The following is a 16,371-nucleotide window of genomic DNA, read 5'->3' on the forward strand; positions in this document are numbered from 1 at the left end:
TATCTAACTGTTAATTTATACTTTACTTTCGGATTGAAGTGAAAATTATGCAACAGTCAGAAAAATAAATGTAACAAGAGGCTAATAGAAAATTTGCAATTTTACAATACAACAAAAAAACTAAAAAAGACATCATGAATACGACTGAAATAAAAGGAAACTGGAACGAGTTGAAAGGAAAACTAAAGCAAAAATATGCTGAGTTAACAGATGACGATTTGATGTTTGCTGAAGGAAAAGAAGACGAAATGTATGGAAGACTTCAGCAGAAACTGGGAAAAACAAAAGAAGAATTTCATCAAATCCTGTCAGAATTGTAAATCCTTGCAACTCAATCAGGGAAATACCGTCTAGTACAAAATATTAGACGGTATTTTTTTGAAAATTTTATTTTAAAATCACATTTACTTGTAATTCTATATCATTTAAAAGCAAAAACACCAAATAAAATAAGTATCTTTAACCAAATTTCTATAAAATGAAACTATTTATAAAGTTCGACATTAATACCATTTGCTCTCTTTATTTAAAACAAAATCTGGAACAAAACAATGTAAATTTTACTACTCTAGGTTTTGGCGAAATTGAGATTGAAGACAATCTGGATGCCGAAGCATTGGAGAATTTAAAAGCTAAATTGGCTCCATGCGGTTTTGAAGTAGTTGAAAATCAAAAAAGTGTATTAGTACAAAAAATAAAAGATGCTATTATTGAACTTGTATTTATGGATGATAACAATAATTACAAAAGTTCTGTATTTTTGGCAGAAAAACTAAATCACAGTTACGGATATTTATCGAATGTTTTCTCAGAAGTAACGTATTCTTCTATAGAAAACTTTATCATTTTACAGAAAATCGAAAGAGCAAAACAATTGATTATTATCAACGAAATGAGTTTAACCGAAATTGCTTTTTTACTCAACTACTCGAGTGTGGCGCATTTGAGTACGCAGTTTAAAAACACAACCGGAATTACTCCGTCTGCTTTTCAGAGAATTATTAAGAAACGAAGAGAAAATTTAAAATAAAACCCAAATACCACATTAAAAATGCAAAAAAACGCATTACACATTTTATTGGCCGATGATGATGAAGATGACCGTCTTTTCTTTAAAGATGCATTTGAAGAAATAAAGATACAAACAAATGTAAGTTTTGTTCATGACGGTATGCAACTTATGGATCATTTAATGAACCCAGACAATAAACTTCCAGATATTTTGTTTCTAGATTTAAACATGCCTAAGAAAACAGGTAAAGAGTGTTTAATTGAAATCAAAAAAACGGATCATTTAAAAGATATAATTATTGCCATTTACTCCACGTCTTCCTCTGAAGAAGATATCGAAGATACCTTTATTCAAGGAGCCAATATTTACATCAAAAAGCCAAGCGATTTCAATACGCTCAAAAAAATAATTAATGAGGTTGTGACTGTAAACTGGCATTATCATACTTCTGGTTTAAACCGTGATAATTTCTTGTTGCGACTAAAATAAAAGCATACCAACAATGAAGTGGATACCAAATTTTAATTCTTCAAACTCTTTGAGAGTTATTTTTGTAATCGCAGTTTTCATTCTGTTATTTCTTTCTTCAATTGCTTACAAACATAATCAGGACTTGAACGAATCGAGCAAACTGGTTATGCATGCTTACGAAATCAACATACAGCTCGAACGATTAATGTCGGCTATTAAAGATGCAGAAACGGGTCAGCGCGGGTACATCATTACCCGCAATGCCCGTTTTTTAACTCCCTATATTTATTCTCGCGACAAGGTAAATACTTCATTTATTACCTTAAAAAAACTAACTGCTGATAATCCTAAGCAGCAGGAAAACCTTCAGAAACTCTTCAAGCTCATTACCCAACGTTTTATTTCTTTTGAAAACTGTTTAAAATACAGCGATCCTAAAACATACGATAAAAGAAAACTGGACAATCATATGTTTGGCGGAAGAATCTTAATGGAAAATATCCGTTTTAAGGTTGACGAAATGAACGATATCGAGAAAGATTTCTTAAAGAAACGACTTAAAATTTACGACTCCGAAATCTCTTTGAGTCCGCTGTTTTCGATTTCATTATTCTTGGTGGCTTTGAGTTTTATTTTATTGGCTTACCGCCAAATTAGCCGCGATTTTGAACGTTTGAAAGTATTCAATAAAAAACTTCTTATTTCTAGCGGTTTAATTTCTGAATCTGAAAACATCGGTAAATTCAGCACTTGGCAATGGGATTTGGATTCTGATAAAATTGATTTTTCAGACAACCAATTCCGATTATTAGGCCTTGAGCCAAAATCTTTTGCTCCTAACAAAGCAACACTTATCAAATATGTTCACCCGGACGACAAAGAATCTGTTGCCAAGGCAATAGACGAAATTGTAGAAAAGAAACATCTTCCGTTTGTATATTATAAAATTGTACGTCCAGATTTTGAAGTTCGTTATTTTAAAACAACGGGAAAATTGGTGACCGATCAGCAAGGCAGTAAAATTTTGCTGGGAATCAATTTTGATATTACAGACGAGCACCTTCTAAATATCGAACTTCAGGAACGAAATAAAGAACTCGAAAAAAGCAACAAAGAACTAGCTTCTTTCAACCATGTGGCAAGCCACGACTTACAGGAACCTCTTAGAAAAATACAAACTTTCATTTCGAGAGTTTCGAGTGCCGACAAAGAAGTTATGTCTGAAAGCGGTAAAAATTACATTACCAAAATAGAAAGTTCGGCAAAAAGAATGCGTGTTTTAATAGACGATCTTCTTTTATTTTCAAGAACCAATACGACCAAAAAGGAATTCATCAAAATGAATCTGAATGAACTTTTGGATAATGCCGAATCTGAGTTGGGTGAAGTAATTGAAGAAAAGAAAGCTACGATTCAGCGTATTGGCAAACTTCCGAAGCTTTCTGTTATTCCGTATCAGATCGAACAGCTGTTCATTAATTTAATTGGAAATTCATTAAAATACAGTCAGCCCGATGTAAATCCTGAAATTTCTATTTCGAGCGAAAAAGTAAATTCTGCCGATTATCCAGAAATATTAGAACAGTCTATAAAGAAGTACCACAAAATTACTTTTACAGACAACGGAATGGGATTCGATCCACAGTTTAAAGAAACTATTTTTATTCTTTTTCAGCGTCTTCATTCCAAAACAGATTATCCAGGAACCGGAATCGGATTGGCGATCTGCAAGAAGATTGTCGAAAACCATAAAGGCTATATCACAGCCGATAGTATTTTAGGAAAAGGCTCAGTGTTTACAGTGTTTCTACCCGATTAAACCTCATTAAAAAAACACATAAAAAACGTTATATAAATCCACTATGGGAATTATATAACGTTTCTTTTTTATGCTGTAAAGTAAAATCTTTCATTCGTTAGCATCTTTGTAATGTAATACTTTAGGAAGTAATAATGAAAGCAATTCCCTCTTTAAAGGCTGCATATTTTAGAGTCTTTTTCTTATTCGTATTAGTACTATGCGCGACGTCTTGCAGAAAAATTAATCCGATTGAAAACAATTTTAAAAATCAAGCTTTTGCAAAAAATGACAGAGAAGAAACAGAAGTCTTCTTTTTTATTTCGACGGCGAATATTAGCAAATCAATTATTTCTAAAAGTCAAATTGCACAGAAAAAAAGTTCAGATGTTATTGTTCAGGAATTAAGCAAAAGAATTGAAGTTCAAGAAAATCAATTATTGGAGGAAATTACCAAAATGGCGACATCAAAGCTCATTGTCATTACTGAAATAAATGCCACGCACAAACGAGACCTGTACAACCTTATTGATGCCAGCAGCAATGACTTTAACAATATCTATTTAGATGCAATGACAGAAGCAATTTGTGACCAGATTGAGTTACTCGAGACAATTTCTAGAGAAACCAACGATAAAGAAATTCTAGAACTGGTACTTCGCTTTTTGCCACAACAATACAGGCTCTTACGAGAGACTGAACGAATAAAAAAACAAAATGAATAAATGCCTAATTAATTATCTATTAACTAAATTTTTAACTATGAAATTACAAGCCAAATTTTTATGCGCCTTAACACTTTTTTTAACAGCATCATTCGGAATGCTGCACGCTCAGGACAATAATGTAAATACCGAGTTCGGTGTAAAAGGAGGATTCAACATGTCCAACCTATATGGTAGCGGAGATGATGTAGATGACAACAATATTTTATACGGATTTAATGCTGGGGTTTACGCCACACTTCCTATTTCAGATTTTGTTGCCATCCAGCCAGAGCTTTTGTTTACCACAAAAGGAGCAGAATTAGAATATAGCAATGCTTTTGCAAGCGGAAACACAAAATTTAAACTAAACTATATCGAACTTCCACTTTTAGTGAGAGTAAATGTAACCAAAAATTTTAATATTCACGCGGGTGGTTACGCATCGTATTTAGTAAGTTCTAAGGTAACTGGAGATGGAACTTTCGATTTTGATGAAGAAATTGATGCAGATGATCTAGCAAGATTTGATGCCGGTATTTCAGCAGGTATTGGAGTAGATTTTAGCCCAATTAGTGTCGGATTACGTTACAACTATGGTTTAACAACTGTTGGTAAAGAAAGAACTATTGCTGGGACAACTTACACAGTGCCAGATGCAAAAAACAGCAACTTGACCTTATACCTTTCTTATAAGTTAAACTAAACAAGAAATTGATTATTAACCGCTAAAATAAAAAACCATGTCAAACTTATTATATACCATCGCAGTGATTCTGGTAATACTTTGGGCTCTTGGGTTCTTTGTTTACAGTTTCGGAAGCATTATCCATATTTTGCTCGTAATTGCCATTATTGCCGTATTGCTTCGACTAATTAAAGGTCGAGAAGTTTAAAATCACAACTATTAAATCAACAAATTATTAAATATTAATCCATTAAATTAAATATTATGAAAACTAGTAGCACAATTTTAGGAATTTTAGGAGCCGCAGCGGCGGGAGCATTCATAGGTGTTTTATTTGCACCAGACAAAGGATCAAACACAAGAAAAAAAATCAAAGATAAATCAAGAGATTATGGTGATAACTTGAAATCAAAATTTGATGGCATCGTAAACACAATTACTTCAAACGGTAAAGAAATTATCGAAGAAGGAAAATCTAAACTTAACCAAGTTAAAGAAGATTACAACACGTTGAAAGACGATGCTAAAACAGTAAAATCAAACTATTAATAGCAATCTATTGATTAGTGAAATTTTCAAACCATAAAACCTTATATCATGGAACCAAATGCAACAACAAACGAGAATTTAAATCTTTATGAAAAAGCAGAAAACTATGCTAAAACAAGTTTAGAATTATTAAAACTAAAAACAGTGTGTTCTGTTGCTGATGGTGCTTCATCATTGGCTTCAAAGATAGCGATTGGTATTGTTGTTGCATTTTTTACATTGTTCTTAAACATCGGGATTAGTTTATGGATTGGAAAAGAACTTGGAGAGTATTACTACGGCTTTTTTATCATGGCACTATTCTATCTTATTTTAGTGATTGTGGTGGTAAAATCACACCATAAATTGATAAAAACCCCAATTGGAAATACAATTATCTCCAGCATTCTAAAAGAAACAAAAAACTGATTTAATTTATTAATAAACATAAAAGACTATGGAAGCCATTTACAATATTGATCAATTAAATCGAAAAATTGAGGAATTAGAAGTTCGCCAAGATAAAGAATGGTGCGCTATAAAAGACCATATCGACGAAATTAAAGACAATTTAAAGCCGATAAATCTGATTAGAAATACGGTTGAAGAAATCAACGAAACGGTTGGTTTTAAAAGCCATATCGCGCAATCGGCAATCAGTATCGGAATTGGTTATCTGGCCAAAAGATTTATTGTCGGAAAAGGCGATTCGATGTTCAAAGGCGTTTTGGGCTCTCTCGTTCAGCTCATTGTCACCAATCTGGTTTCGAAACCTCATCATGAATCTTCTGAAGATGAAGAAGAAGATTCTCAATATGAACCATCAAGAGAGTAATTGTTAACTTAATTTAATTATTATGGAAAAGCTTAGCGAAATAGTAATAAAAAATGGTGTATACGTTTACTCGAATCTATATAAATGTTTTGAATATACGAGAGTATTTTTAGGAGTATAGTTTTTTTAGCTTCTAAGATGCTAAGACACTAAGTTTCTAAGTTTTAGATTCTTCGAATCTTATTTTATTATTGAAACTCAAAATCATAAAAAAACAGCATCACAAAGTGATGCTGTTTTTTTATGTGTTAAAGTAAAGCTTAGAAACTTAGTATCTTAGAATCTCAGCATCTAAGAAGTTTACGTTAGTAAACCTCAGAAGCTTCCTTCAATTTCTCCATGTTATTAACCAACTGAAGTTCAGAAACGATTTTCTGAATATCACCATTCATGATATTTCCTAAATCGTAAAGCGTTAAACCAATACGGTGATCGGTTACACGTCCTTGCGCGTAGTTGTACGTACGGATTTTAGCCGAACGGTCTCCAGAACTTACCTGAGAACTACGTTTTTTAGCATCTTCCTCTTGCTTTTTGGCCAATTCCATTTCGTACAAACGAGAACGTAATACCATCAAAGCTTTATCTTTATTCTTGTGCTGCGATTTCTCATCCTGACATTGTGCCACCAAACCTGTTGGAATGTGCGTTAAACGTACAGCCGATTTCGTAGTATTTACAGACTGTCCTCCAGGTCCAGACGAACAGAAGAAATCTACACGAACATCGTTCATATCTACCTGAACATCAAACTCCTCAGCTTCTGGTAAAACCATGACCGTTGCAGCCGATGTATGCACACGTCCTTGAGTTTCTGTCTGCGGAACACGCTGTACACGGTGAACACCCGCTTCAAACTTCAAAGTTCCGTATACATCTTCTCCTGTAACTTCAAAGATAATCTCTTTGAAACCTCCAGAAGTACCCTCGTTCATATCTACAACAGATGATCTCCATCCCATAGATTCGCAATATTTCGTGTACATTCTAAACAAGTCACCTGCAAAAATACTCGCTTCATCCCCACCCGTTCCGGCGCGGATCTCCACCATAACGTTTTTCGCGTCTTCAGGATCTTTAGGAATAAGCATAAATTTGATTTCCTCCTCCAATTCTGGCAGACGTTCTTTTGCTTCATCCAATTGCATTTTGGCCATTTCCACCATTTCAGCATCACTTCCGTCAGCAATAATTTCGTTTGCTTCGTCGATGTTTGCTAAAACTATGATGTACTCTTCTCTCTTTTCAACAAGCGCTTTTATCCCTTTATATTCTTGGTTAAGCTGCTTATAACGTTTTTGATCAGAAATAACATCCGGCTGAATAATCAAATCCGAAATCTCATCGAAACGCTGCTTTACATATTGAAGTCTATCTAACATTTTCTAATTCCTTTTATTGGACGGCAAAATTACAAAATTTTTATCGAAAATTCTAGTGTTCATTTTTTGGGGAATATAAGTTGAATATTTAGTGGAATTATGATTGTTTTCAGGAGCTGTTTCCTGCTATCCGCTTTATCTTTTCCTTGCTAAAGAAGCAAGAAAAAGGATGCCGCTACTATCAGGGCTAGGGCATTTTACTTTCAAAGTACATAAGACAACACAAAAAAGTTTCATAAACAAAAGCCCTTTTGATTGCTTATAATATTTTATTTATACATTAGTAAATTAAATATTACATGTATTTAAATAAGACAAACTTATGAGTTTTTTTACGCATATAAACATCTTTTTTAAGCAAGACTAAAGAAACTTTACGAAAACAATCAATGTATGAACTTAAACTTAAGATTTGCAACTAGTATAATTCGTCCATGGGAAAAATTAAATTCCGAATTAATAAATCAAATTTCAATAGATTCTAATATTTCTGATTTCATTACAATGGCAGAAGATCTAGCTGTTCGATTGAGCCATTTCCCTGAAATCGCTGGAAAAAAATCTGTACGAACGATCAAAAACTCTATTGAATACAATATTATTGTTGATATTGCGGATGCCACAAAACATGAATCGTTAGGTAATGAAGAACGAAATAATAAATTATCAATAAGTTCGCTGTTTGAAGGAAAAGACGATGATACATTTCGTTTCATTAGAAATAAAATAGTTGTTAAGCATTCGAAATATGGAATAGTTGATTTTTTAGAAGTCTCCAAGAAAGCTGCTGAATTTTTGTTTTCACAATTAGGTTTAAATATTTCTTGGAGAGCGAACATTCTTGAAGCACCAAATTTATTTTCGAATAAAGTTGCTCTAGATATTTTTTATAACCATCAATTTATATGGAACGGTTTGCAAATAGAATTTCTTCGAAAAAACGAAACTGGAGAATTTATACATTATAATCCATCTAAATTTTTATTCGAACTTCGTTCACATGATACACTACCTGCAACAGATTTTTTTAGATATAGTTATGAATTACTAAAAACTTCAATAGATCAGGAATCTATTATTTCAAAATCTAATAATTTTGACGAAACAGAATTTAAGATTACTAACATAGTAAGTAAAAAGGTAATATTGGTTAAATTAATAACTGAAGATTACGTCACAAATATTGGAAAATTCAAAGAATTTTTCAATAATTTAGAATATGAAGATCTTATTATTATTTCCAAAATAGATTTTTCTCAAGATGTAAAAGAATATGTTTGTAGTTTAGAGAATGTTTCTTTAGTGAGCGTAAATAATAATTATGATGCTATTAATATTCCTATTGATTGTTTTAAAATAAAAACTTCACATTCAAATTTAAAACTAACATCAGTAAGCAAAACTATTATAGGAGTACTTCAGGAAGATGCTCAATTATTTTCAAGCTTGCGTAATAAGCCAGTAAATGAAGTAGGGAAAATTTTTTCTTTAGACAAAGTCAATCTAATTGATTTTAAAGAGTTATGCTTGAGTCAAGTTGTAATTAAGAATGGAAAAACACAAGGAAAAATGAGTCTCAATTATAAGCCTCGAGACAAAAAAGATTTTTTTATAAAAATAGATGACACATTTTTAAAAATTGGAGTTGAAGTAGATTTTGAATGGGAAACAGAAAACTCTGAACTAAAATCACCAATTTTAACTTTTGACAAAACTCAAATGGGTATCTCTCTATGGTATTTAGAAAATTATCTTATTAAAGGCGAAGAAAAAATTCATATTAAAATTCCTGTAATAAAATATGGAAACACATCAGCCTTTGGATTTGTATAAATTACAATCCAGCCTAAAACAACGTATTTAAGATATTGTCCTCAGCCTAGAACTCCGCGAAGAATTCTCCCGCTCCACGAAATGTTGCTTCACAAGTGCTACGCAAATGTCCCCAGCTACAAGAAGTCTTCAACTGAAACGCTACGCAAACGTCTCAGACTTTGTGTTTTTTTAGTTTCTTAGAAACCCGAAAACTCGATAGCGCGGATTTGCAATCTGTACCCGCAACAGTGAAACACAATTAAAATAGTAAAAACAAAAAGCCACAAAATCACGTGCCTTTTTTCATATATTTATAAACAAAAAAAATACTTTTTGCTATAGCTAGCAGTTAAATAATTAAAATGAACCTAAAAAACCATCCCTTCTTCAAAAAATACAAAATTATCAAAATTGTATTATTAGTTCATTTAATATTTTCGCTCGTTATTTTTGTTTCAATGCTAGTGCATGGCATTGCAGACAAGGATATTTTAGGAACTTTTGCAAGAGCTTTTGAAAATCATAAAGCTTTTGAGAATCCTGAAAAATACCTCAAAAAAGAGATTTTTGTAATAGATTCCGTTTTTATTGACATAGAAACATCTTCTAGTCAAGGAAAATCTACTTCTAAAGACATCACAGTAATTAGAGGCAATCTATTACATTCTGCAAAGAAAAAAGAATTAAGATTTACAGGAATGAATCTTAACTTCTTTGATGACATCTACAATGTAAACAAAAATATAAAACCAATTAAAGTGTGGAGAAACACTATTAATGATGAAGTTTTTTTGGGAAACGAAAGAGAGTTTGAAAGGGCGAAAACGAATGCTGTTTTGCACATATACTTTTATCTTTCTATTATTCCGCTTTTTATTATTCTGTTAATTTTAAAAAAGAAATCAGAATAAAATAGCCCGCCCGCTCCACGAAGTCTTCAACTGAAAAGCTACGCAAATGTCTCTGACTTTGCGTTTTTTTGTTTCTTAAAAACTCGAAATCCACTCAAAAGTCTCCCGACTTTTTACGAATCATTCTAAAATGATTATTTTTATAAGCACGATTGAAGTAAAGTCAGAGACTTTGAGACGTTTCTGTTTTCAAATTAACTATAGCAAAAATGGCGCAAAGTCAGTCCCGAAAGCTTTCGGGATTGCGCAGCAACGAGAAGTAATAAAACAATCAAAAAATTAATTTATAACAATTTTTAAAAATGAACGAGACTAAACCAAAAGAGAAAAATTGGCTCAAAATTTTTATTGAAAACTTACTTGATTTTATTTTAATGTGGAAATAAAAAATATGCGCAAAAATCTAAAAAACTTCTTACGTTTTTTCACATCATAATTTCACAACTGAGCTTTACACAAATCATCCAACAACTCCATTTCATCTTCTGGCAATAACTGCAAGGCAATTTCAAGCAAAGTCATTACATTGACATTATTGTCTTTTGTAAAACTCGACAAACCGTTTGCATCAGGATTAAGCAAAATTAAACTTGCTTTTAGCAAATCTGAAACCATTAGATTTAATTCGTTATAAGAAGATACTTTTAGCGGTATTGTAAACGAGTTGGTTTCTTTTGGCTCTGGTTTTAGTTTGCTGAAGTAGCTTCCTTTATTTATTAATTTTAACAATTCTTCGGCTCTTTCTTTATTTTGTGCTTCCATTATTTTCTGTTTTTTATTTCAAAAACGAAATTAGAAATAACGAATTGTTTTTAAGTGATTGTAAACAATCAGGCGTATACAACCGAATTTAAAACTTACGCGAAATATCTTATATTTGAAAAAACTAAACCTATCCAAAATGAATAAGCTAATCAAACTAAATCTTGTTGGAGTGATTTTATTTCTTACTTCTTGTACTTCAATGTCTCCACTTCAAGTACATAACACACTTCCGACTTTAACCAAATCAAAATATATTACACAAGCAGAAATAGAAACAAGTAATTGCAAACCCTTAACAAAAAACAGAAGCTATGTTGCTCCCATTGGAATGACTCCAAAAAACGATTTGACAAATGCCGCTAAAGGAATCGATGAATGGGTTAAAATTGATGGAGGAAATGCCTATGTTTTAAGAAATTTTAATTGGGTTAATATTGACCAAGATACAAGTCAACTTCATGTTGATTTTGATACTTTGTTGTGTGAGTAAAATTGCACAAGCTTTAAAAATTCATCCAAGTGAATTAATTAAGGATTTGTAATATCCTGTTTTTTATACAACCCGATAGCGGATTTGCAATCCGTGCTGTAACAGCAAGACACAATACAAATAATTTAAAAAGTCAATCCTCAGCTAACGCGAGCGTCTCGCTCGTGAACGCAAACCAAACAATCAAACTCATAAAATTAAATGACAGAAATAATAACAATTAAAAATAAAGCGAACTGGTTCCTTGCAATCTTTCTACCTTTTGGTCTTTTAATTTTGATTTTTGCAATGTTTATTTTTCTGCCCATTGCGTCAGCTCAAGATACTTATCTGCTTTCAATTTTACGTTATATTACGTTATTAATTCCTTTTTTAGGATTCTTTATCTTATTCCTTAATATCTGGTTATGGAATACTTTTGGCAAAGTTGTTTTAGAAATTTCATCAGAAAAAATAAAAATCACTAATAAAAATCGTCTTTTCAATAAACCAAAAGAATATCAAGTTTCTGAAATTGAAAAAATCAGCATTTTAGATCTGGGAATTGAAAAGACTAAATACTACGTTCGATTTAACTCTTTATTTTCGAAATCAAATTATTCTATTGCTTTTAAAAAAGGTTCTAAGACAATAAGAATCATTGATTGGTTAACTATTGAGAGTGCAAATAATATTCTTCAAAGAATTAACAAAAACCGATAGCGCGGATTTGCAATCTGTGCCCTAAACGCTATACAAATTCCGATAAAAAAACTTAAATGACCAAATCCAAATTTAAACTGATTGCAGTTATCGTGGTAGTTCTTTTCATTTCTTATAAGGTAATTTCGTTTTTTTCTATATTTCATTTTTATGCTGCGGGAACATATCCTTATGCAGAAACCTATTACATTAGATGTTCTGAAAAGAAAATTCTTGATGCTCTGGAAAAAATGAATCTTACAAATCTTGATTTAAAAGATCAGGATACTACCGATTATTGGCACAACATTTATTTTGATTTACATGGCAAAAGAATAGAAGCTTGGACAAGACCTTCTGTTGATGACGGAACAGACTTCGCTCTCTTGGCGGTACACGAAAGCAGAAAAACAGGCTGGCAGTTGGTTAATCAGGAATTAGGTTTATTTAAAAATATAATGGTGAAAAGAGAATTTGAAAAGGAAATAGTAAATAAACTTAAAGCTGAATTAGAAAAATAAAATGTTATACAGATTTTTTCTTTTCACCTGTTAGCGCGGATTCGAATATCATTAGAAAATAGAAACCTGTCAATGAACTTTAACAACAAATACTGGGGACTACAGATTGTATTTGCAATACTTGTAATCTTCTTCATGTTTTACAATCCCATAATCTGCATTTTGATAATTGGAATAGCTTTACTTTTGTTCGCGTTTTATGCAATTTGGTTTGTCAACAACCTTAATAAAAATGGAATAGAAAGTACTGGAAAAATTGTATCTTACGAATCTGATAATGAAGGCTATAAAACACCCATAATTGAGTTCACTATAGCAGAAGGAAAAACTTTTTTGGGAAAGCCTTATATACATGGATCGTCAGACTTAGATAAATTCAGGACTTATAACCAAAATATAAATAAAGCAGTAAAAATAATCTACAATCCAAAAAGCCCTGAAAAATTTATACTTAAAGGCAGTACAAATGGTTTTGTGATATTCTTTCTTATAATTGTTGGTTTAGTTTTTATTTATTTTTCTGTTATAAATCTGATGGGCTATAATGCCATATTCTGAAAACGACATTTCATTAAAATTTAGTTTGAACAATTAAAAAATTAAAAATGGAAAACTTCGACTGGACTTCTTTCACCAAAAAAATAGCCGTTAAAGCGCCACTTATCGATATTTACAACGCTTGGACAATTGCGAACGAACTAGAAAAATGGTTTCTAGAAAAAGTATCTTTTTTTGATGCGAATCTAGAACCAATCAGCAAAGACCAAAATGTTTCGGAAGGCAATGCTTATGAATGGCTTTGGTATTTGTATGATGATGCCATGAAAGGAAAAATCACTTCTGCCAACGGTAAAGACTATTTGCAGTTTACGTTTGAAGGTACGTGTCTGGTTGATATAAAATTGAGCGAAACAAATGGCTACACGATTGTAGAACTTCGTCATCATAACATTCCAACAGATGATAATTCGAAACAATATATCAGACTGGGCTGTTCCAATGGATGGCATTTTTATTTGACCAATCTGAAATCGGTTTACGAAGGCGGTTTGGATTTGAGAAATAAAGATGAGAATCTGAATCCTATGATTAATAATTAAATAATGGATTTAACAGAAATAACATCGGGTCGTATTATTTTAGAGTTTTTAGGAGCTTCGGTTCGATTTCTTGGCTACAATTTATGGACGCTTTCCAACCAAAATGATTTTAAAACATTTTCAAGTTTCTGGTCATCAGGCGGAAGTATCAAAAAAAGAGATGATAACAGCGATCGAAATCACATGATTGGAGACATCGTTTTAGGAAGTTTTGTAATGTTGTTGATTGTTTTTAATGCCTAATTTATCACGCCACAACACATTCCATCTTTTTCTCTTCCATAATCTGCATATCGATTATTTTTTGAGCAACGGTTCCTCTTTCAAATAAACGAATAAATTTGAAAACGGCGCTCACAAAATATCCTGGGTTCGAAACCAATCGGGCAACTTCTGTTATTCTTTTGTCTCTTAATTGCGTGCAGGCTTCTCTTTCGTTTTCTGGAACTGCTACAAATTCGTTGGCAAATTTCCATGCGCCATTTCTTGCGGTTTCCATACTGAAATCTATAAAGAAATTGTCTACTTTGCCCGTAAATTTTAGAATCCACGTAAGTGTTGGCCAAATTTTGATCAAGCACTTTTCGACACCGCCAACCAAATCGCTAAGAATAAAATTTATTTGGTCAAAATCATGTTTTAAATCTTCGATGTCTTCAACTGTACTGACTTCTGCCGAGGCAATTCCTAAATCGAGATTTATATGCGCGTTGATTCCGAGCAATAAATGCTGCAACACAATAGGCCAGAACTTTTCAGCTTGTTCAAAGGCAAATGCCCAGCATTCAGATGGTTTTTCTTTGGCTTGATATTGATAATACGCTTTCAAGTATCGATTGGCAAAAATAACATCAAGTTTTTCCATTCTCTCTCCGTTCTGAAAAGAACCAGCCAGAATGCCTTCTTTTACTCGTACCGTAACTTCGCGATAAAGAATAGCAAACAAACCTAAATTGCTTTGGTTTATTTTTGATTTTTCTATTATTTGATCTAACAACAGAATTACCTCGTCTATAGTTTCAGCTTGTTTCATACTCATTTATAATTGGTTATGTTTTAATTGAGAAGAACGAATTTAATTATTTTAAGCTTTCAATGAACGTTTTTGAAGTAATTCTCTTATTATTTAATTATTATTTACTTATTATTTACTTATTATTTACTTATTATTTACTTATTATTTACTTATTATTTACTTATTATTATTTACTTATTATTTACTTATTATTTACTTATTATTTACTTATTATTTACTTATTATTTACTTATTATTTACTTATTATTTACTTATTATTTACTTATTATTTACTTATTATTTACTTATTATTTACTTATTATTTACTTATTATTTACTTATTATTTACTTTCTATTATTTCAAAAAAAATCCCAAAAGAAAAACTCTTTTGGGATTGTTGCTGACTTTAAAACGAAAACGAACAATATATATATTACTCCTCTACTTTAAGAATTTCTAATTTAAGATTTCCTTTTTTAGCAGGCCATTCAATAATATCGCCTTCTTTGTAGCCCACCATGGCAATTCCTTCATCTGAAAGAACCGAAATTTTATTTTTACTCACTTTGGCTTTTTCTGGACCAACAAGAAGAATTGTTTTTTCTTCGTTTTTGATGTGATCTTTATAAGTCACTTTTCGATCTATCGAAACTACGTCTTCAGGCAGATTTTTTCGCAATACTTGCGTAGCATGTTTTAGTTGGTCTAATAAAAGTTCTTCTTCTTGAGCGGTTACTTTTTTTCTCCTCACGTGATCTTTAATTAAATCGTATGTTCCTGTTGTTAAAATTATATGTTGTGACATGACTTTCTTGTGTGTTTCATTCTTTCTAAGACATGACACAACTCTACAGTGAATAGCACGCAAAACGGCATATTCAACGATATCATATCCGGAATAAATGAGATTAAATAAATAAAAATTAAATAGAAAAGAATCCCCTGCCTAGAGTTGTGACAGGGCTAAAGAAATAAACTCTTTTGAGCTTTTTAAGAAAGTATCGTCATGCAAATACAGCAATGTGCATATTAAGCACATCAGACGGCTGTTTATTAAATAAAAATTTGCAGTGATCATTGTAGTATCAATTCTAATCTTTTAGCAAGATACATTTTTTTCTTACAATAAAAAAAATATAAAATGTACAATACGGTTTTACGTAAGGATTTTGATTTTAAACCATTTATTTTTGAAAAAACTCTTAAAACTATACGAAAAACAAAACCAATGAAGCTAACAATAACGGCATTACTTTTAATTTTAAACTTGAATTTATTGGCACAATCCAATCAGTTTGTTGGCGATTATACTCGTTCTCTTTCCAGCGAAAATCATAAAATTGAATATAAACTGACTTTAAATCCAGACGGAACATTTGAGTTTCATTCTTATTCTAATATACAAGGCGGAAACCCAGAAGAAGGAAACTTATACGGAAAAGGAAAATGGAGCGCAAAAGACAATCTGATTACTTTTTCTTCCGATAAAAAAACAGATTTAGACCAAAAATATACTTTAGATTTTACAAATTCTACGGCAAGATTTATCGTCAAAAATCCGAGAGACAAAAGCGATAAAATAGTCAAGACCAAACTTCAGTTTTTAGAATCGGAAATCTTCTGGATGCGAAGAATTGATATTTTTAAAGTATAA

23 protein-coding genes are annotated in these 16,371 nt (G+C 31.6%); 19 read left to right on the forward strand and 4 right to left on the reverse strand.

Annotation, left to right across the window (positions count from 1 at the left end):
- The first annotated feature begins 134 nt into the window (after positions 1-134).
- The 10 genes from BB050_RS01570 (at position 135) to BB050_RS01610 (ending at position 6,036) form a co-directional block, all read left to right on the forward strand.
- Entirely contained in the window at positions 135-320 is a 186-nt protein-coding gene (locus tag BB050_RS01570) for a CsbD family protein (RefSeq protein ID WP_008462351.1), read from the forward strand.
- Between the two features lie 158 nt (positions 321-478).
- Positions 479-1,030, forward strand: a complete 552-nt coding sequence (locus tag BB050_RS01575) for a helix-turn-helix domain-containing protein (protein ID WP_008462349.1) — start codon at positions 479-481, stop codon at positions 1,028-1,030.
- Positions 1,031-1,051: 21 nt separating this feature from the next.
- A complete protein-coding gene (locus BB050_RS01580) occupies positions 1,052-1,501 on the forward strand; it encodes a response regulator (RefSeq protein WP_008462348.1) in 450 nt (149 codons plus the stop codon).
- Positions 1,502-1,514: 13 nt separating this feature from the next.
- Entirely contained in the window at positions 1,515-3,302 is a 1,788-nt protein-coding gene (locus BB050_RS01585; protein WP_066032349.1) for a CHASE3 domain-containing protein, read from the forward strand.
- Between the two features lie 134 nt (positions 3,303-3,436).
- Positions 3,437-4,006, forward strand: coding sequence for a DUF4142 domain-containing protein (locus BB050_RS01590; RefSeq protein WP_066032350.1), 570 nt, complete (start codon positions 3,437-3,439; stop codon positions 4,004-4,006).
- A gap of 37 nt (positions 4,007-4,043) precedes the next feature.
- Positions 4,044-4,691, forward strand: coding sequence for a porin family protein (locus tag BB050_RS01595; RefSeq protein ID WP_066032351.1), 648 nt, complete (start codon positions 4,044-4,046; stop codon positions 4,689-4,691).
- Positions 4,692-4,728: 37 nt separating this feature from the next.
- Positions 4,729-4,881 (forward strand): lmo0937 family membrane protein, encoded by a 153-nt coding sequence (locus BB050_RS21705; protein ID WP_111365189.1) that lies wholly within the window; start codon positions 4,729-4,731, stop codon positions 4,879-4,881.
- Between the two features lie 56 nt (positions 4,882-4,937).
- Positions 4,938-5,222, forward strand: a complete 285-nt coding sequence (locus BB050_RS01600) for a YtxH domain-containing protein (protein WP_008462340.1) — start codon at positions 4,938-4,940, stop codon at positions 5,220-5,222.
- 48 nt (positions 5,223-5,270) lie between these two features.
- Entirely contained in the window at positions 5,271-5,630 is a 360-nt protein-coding gene (locus BB050_RS01605; RefSeq protein WP_008462338.1) for a hypothetical protein, read from the forward strand.
- A 28-nt stretch (positions 5,631-5,658) separates the two neighbouring features.
- On the forward strand, positions 5,659-6,036 hold the full coding sequence (locus tag BB050_RS01610; protein ID WP_008462337.1) for a hypothetical protein: 378 nt from the start codon (positions 5,659-5,661) through the stop codon (positions 6,034-6,036).
- Between the two features lie 305 nt (positions 6,037-6,341).
- Here BB050_RS01610 and prfA read toward each other — a convergent pair whose 3' ends face one another.
- Positions 6,342-7,418, reverse strand: coding sequence for a peptide chain release factor 1 (gene prfA / locus BB050_RS01615; RefSeq protein ID WP_008462336.1), 1,077 nt, complete (start codon positions 7,416-7,418; stop codon positions 6,342-6,344).
- 393 nt (positions 7,419-7,811) lie between these two features.
- Between prfA and BB050_RS01620 the strand changes: the two genes are divergently transcribed.
- On the forward strand, positions 7,812-9,251 hold the full coding sequence (locus tag BB050_RS01620; protein ID WP_066032352.1) for a hypothetical protein: 1,440 nt from the start codon (positions 7,812-7,814) through the stop codon (positions 9,249-9,251).
- Positions 9,252-9,595: 344 nt separating this feature from the next.
- Positions 9,596-10,144: a hypothetical protein gene (locus tag BB050_RS01625; protein WP_066032353.1), complete on the forward strand. Its 549-nt coding sequence runs from the start codon at positions 9,596-9,598 to the stop codon at positions 10,142-10,144.
- A gap of 438 nt (positions 10,145-10,582) precedes the next feature.
- Here the strand turns inward: BB050_RS01625 and BB050_RS01630 are convergent, their stop codons facing one another.
- Positions 10,583-10,906, reverse strand: a complete 324-nt coding sequence (locus BB050_RS01630) for a hypothetical protein (protein WP_066032354.1) — start codon at positions 10,904-10,906, stop codon at positions 10,583-10,585.
- 139 nt (positions 10,907-11,045) lie between these two features.
- Between BB050_RS01630 and BB050_RS01635 the strand changes: the two genes are divergently transcribed.
- The 6 genes from BB050_RS01635 to BB050_RS01660 all read left to right on the forward strand — a co-directional run bounded on the left by BB050_RS01635 (position 11,046) and on the right by BB050_RS01660 (position 13,944).
- A complete protein-coding gene (locus BB050_RS01635) occupies positions 11,046-11,399 on the forward strand; it encodes a hypothetical protein (RefSeq protein ID WP_066032355.1) in 354 nt (117 codons plus the stop codon).
- A 201-nt stretch (positions 11,400-11,600) separates the two neighbouring features.
- Entirely contained in the window at positions 11,601-12,101 is a 501-nt protein-coding gene (locus BB050_RS01640; RefSeq protein ID WP_066032356.1) for a hypothetical protein, read from the forward strand.
- A gap of 56 nt (positions 12,102-12,157) precedes the next feature.
- Positions 12,158-12,601 (forward strand): hypothetical protein, encoded by a 444-nt coding sequence (locus BB050_RS01645; protein WP_066032357.1) that lies wholly within the window; start codon positions 12,158-12,160, stop codon positions 12,599-12,601.
- A gap of 72 nt (positions 12,602-12,673) precedes the next feature.
- Positions 12,674-13,159 (forward strand): DUF3592 domain-containing protein, encoded by a 486-nt coding sequence (locus BB050_RS01650; RefSeq protein WP_083219797.1) that lies wholly within the window; start codon positions 12,674-12,676, stop codon positions 13,157-13,159.
- A gap of 47 nt (positions 13,160-13,206) precedes the next feature.
- On the forward strand, positions 13,207-13,701 hold the full coding sequence (locus BB050_RS01655; RefSeq protein ID WP_066032359.1) for an SRPBCC family protein: 495 nt from the start codon (positions 13,207-13,209) through the stop codon (positions 13,699-13,701).
- A 3-nt stretch (positions 13,702-13,704) separates the two neighbouring features.
- Entirely contained in the window at positions 13,705-13,944 is a 240-nt protein-coding gene (locus tag BB050_RS01660) for a hypothetical protein (RefSeq protein ID WP_066032360.1), read from the forward strand.
- Between the two features lie 4 nt (positions 13,945-13,948).
- Here BB050_RS01660 and BB050_RS01665 read toward each other — a convergent pair whose 3' ends face one another.
- Positions 13,949-14,740 carry a DUF5995 family protein gene (locus BB050_RS01665; protein ID WP_066032361.1) on the reverse strand — a complete coding sequence of 264 codons (792 nt, stop codon included), beginning with the start codon at positions 14,738-14,740 and terminating at the stop codon, positions 13,949-13,951.
- A 410-nt stretch (positions 14,741-15,150) separates the two neighbouring features.
- Entirely contained in the window at positions 15,151-15,522 is a 372-nt protein-coding gene (locus BB050_RS01670; protein ID WP_066032362.1) for a GreA/GreB family elongation factor, read from the reverse strand.
- A 423-nt stretch (positions 15,523-15,945) separates the two neighbouring features.
- Between BB050_RS01670 and BB050_RS01675 the strand changes: the two genes are divergently transcribed.
- On the forward strand, positions 15,946-16,371 hold the full coding sequence (locus BB050_RS01675; RefSeq protein WP_164085574.1) for a copper resistance protein NlpE N-terminal domain-containing protein: 426 nt from the start codon (positions 15,946-15,948) through the stop codon (positions 16,369-16,371).

The organism is Flavobacterium anhuiense (assembly GCF_001705175.1).
In the GTDB taxonomy this organism is placed as follows: Bacteria; Bacteroidota; Bacteroidia; order Flavobacteriales; family Flavobacteriaceae; genus Flavobacterium; species Flavobacterium anhuiense.

What these genes read in the sequence shown, in the direction of transcription:
- BB050_RS01570 (WP_008462351.1), top strand. Translation starts at nt 135, where the DNA reads ATGAATACGACTGAAATAAAAGGAAACTGGAACGAGTTGAAAGGAAAA.
- BB050_RS01575 (WP_008462349.1), top strand. Translation starts at nt 479, where the DNA reads ATGAAACTATTTATAAAGTTCGACATTAATACCATTTGCTCTCTTTAT.
- BB050_RS01580 (WP_008462348.1), top strand. Translation starts at nt 1,052, where the DNA reads ATGCAAAAAAACGCATTACACATTTTATTGGCCGATGATGATGAAGAT.
- BB050_RS01585 (WP_066032349.1), top strand. Translation starts at nt 1,515, where the DNA reads ATGAAGTGGATACCAAATTTTAATTCTTCAAACTCTTTGAGAGTTATT.
- BB050_RS01590 (WP_066032350.1), top strand. Translation starts at nt 3,437, where the DNA reads ATGAAAGCAATTCCCTCTTTAAAGGCTGCATATTTTAGAGTCTTTTTC.
- BB050_RS01595 (WP_066032351.1), top strand. Translation starts at nt 4,044, where the DNA reads ATGAAATTACAAGCCAAATTTTTATGCGCCTTAACACTTTTTTTAACA.
- BB050_RS21705 (WP_111365189.1), top strand. Translation starts at nt 4,729, where the DNA reads ATGTCAAACTTATTATATACCATCGCAGTGATTCTGGTAATACTTTGG.
- BB050_RS01600 (WP_008462340.1), top strand. Translation starts at nt 4,938, where the DNA reads ATGAAAACTAGTAGCACAATTTTAGGAATTTTAGGAGCCGCAGCGGCG.
- BB050_RS01605 (WP_008462338.1), top strand. Translation starts at nt 5,271, where the DNA reads ATGGAACCAAATGCAACAACAAACGAGAATTTAAATCTTTATGAAAAA.
- BB050_RS01610 (WP_008462337.1), top strand. Translation starts at nt 5,659, where the DNA reads ATGGAAGCCATTTACAATATTGATCAATTAAATCGAAAAATTGAGGAA.
- prfA (WP_008462336.1), bottom strand. Translation starts at nt 7,418, where the DNA reads ATGTTAGATAGACTTCAATATGTAAAGCAGCGTTTCGATGAGATTTCG.
- BB050_RS01620 (WP_066032352.1), top strand. Translation starts at nt 7,812, where the DNA reads ATGAACTTAAACTTAAGATTTGCAACTAGTATAATTCGTCCATGGGAA.
- BB050_RS01625 (WP_066032353.1), top strand. Translation starts at nt 9,596, where the DNA reads ATGAACCTAAAAAACCATCCCTTCTTCAAAAAATACAAAATTATCAAA.
- BB050_RS01630 (WP_066032354.1), bottom strand. Translation starts at nt 10,906, where the DNA reads ATGGAAGCACAAAATAAAGAAAGAGCCGAAGAATTGTTAAAATTAATA.
- BB050_RS01635 (WP_066032355.1), top strand. Translation starts at nt 11,046, where the DNA reads ATGAATAAGCTAATCAAACTAAATCTTGTTGGAGTGATTTTATTTCTT.
- BB050_RS01640 (WP_066032356.1), top strand. Translation starts at nt 11,601, where the DNA reads ATGACAGAAATAATAACAATTAAAAATAAAGCGAACTGGTTCCTTGCA.
- BB050_RS01645 (WP_066032357.1), top strand. Translation starts at nt 12,158, where the DNA reads ATGACCAAATCCAAATTTAAACTGATTGCAGTTATCGTGGTAGTTCTT.
- BB050_RS01650 (WP_083219797.1), top strand. Translation starts at nt 12,674, where the DNA reads ATGAACTTTAACAACAAATACTGGGGACTACAGATTGTATTTGCAATA.
- BB050_RS01655 (WP_066032359.1), top strand. Translation starts at nt 13,207, where the DNA reads ATGGAAAACTTCGACTGGACTTCTTTCACCAAAAAAATAGCCGTTAAA.
- BB050_RS01660 (WP_066032360.1), top strand. Translation starts at nt 13,705, where the DNA reads ATGGATTTAACAGAAATAACATCGGGTCGTATTATTTTAGAGTTTTTA.
- BB050_RS01665 (WP_066032361.1), bottom strand. Translation starts at nt 14,740, where the DNA reads ATGAGTATGAAACAAGCTGAAACTATAGACGAGGTAATTCTGTTGTTA.
- BB050_RS01670 (WP_066032362.1), bottom strand. Translation starts at nt 15,522, where the DNA reads ATGTCACAACATATAATTTTAACAACAGGAACATACGATTTAATTAAA.
- BB050_RS01675 (WP_164085574.1), top strand. Translation starts at nt 15,946, where the DNA reads ATGAAGCTAACAATAACGGCATTACTTTTAATTTTAAACTTGAATTTA.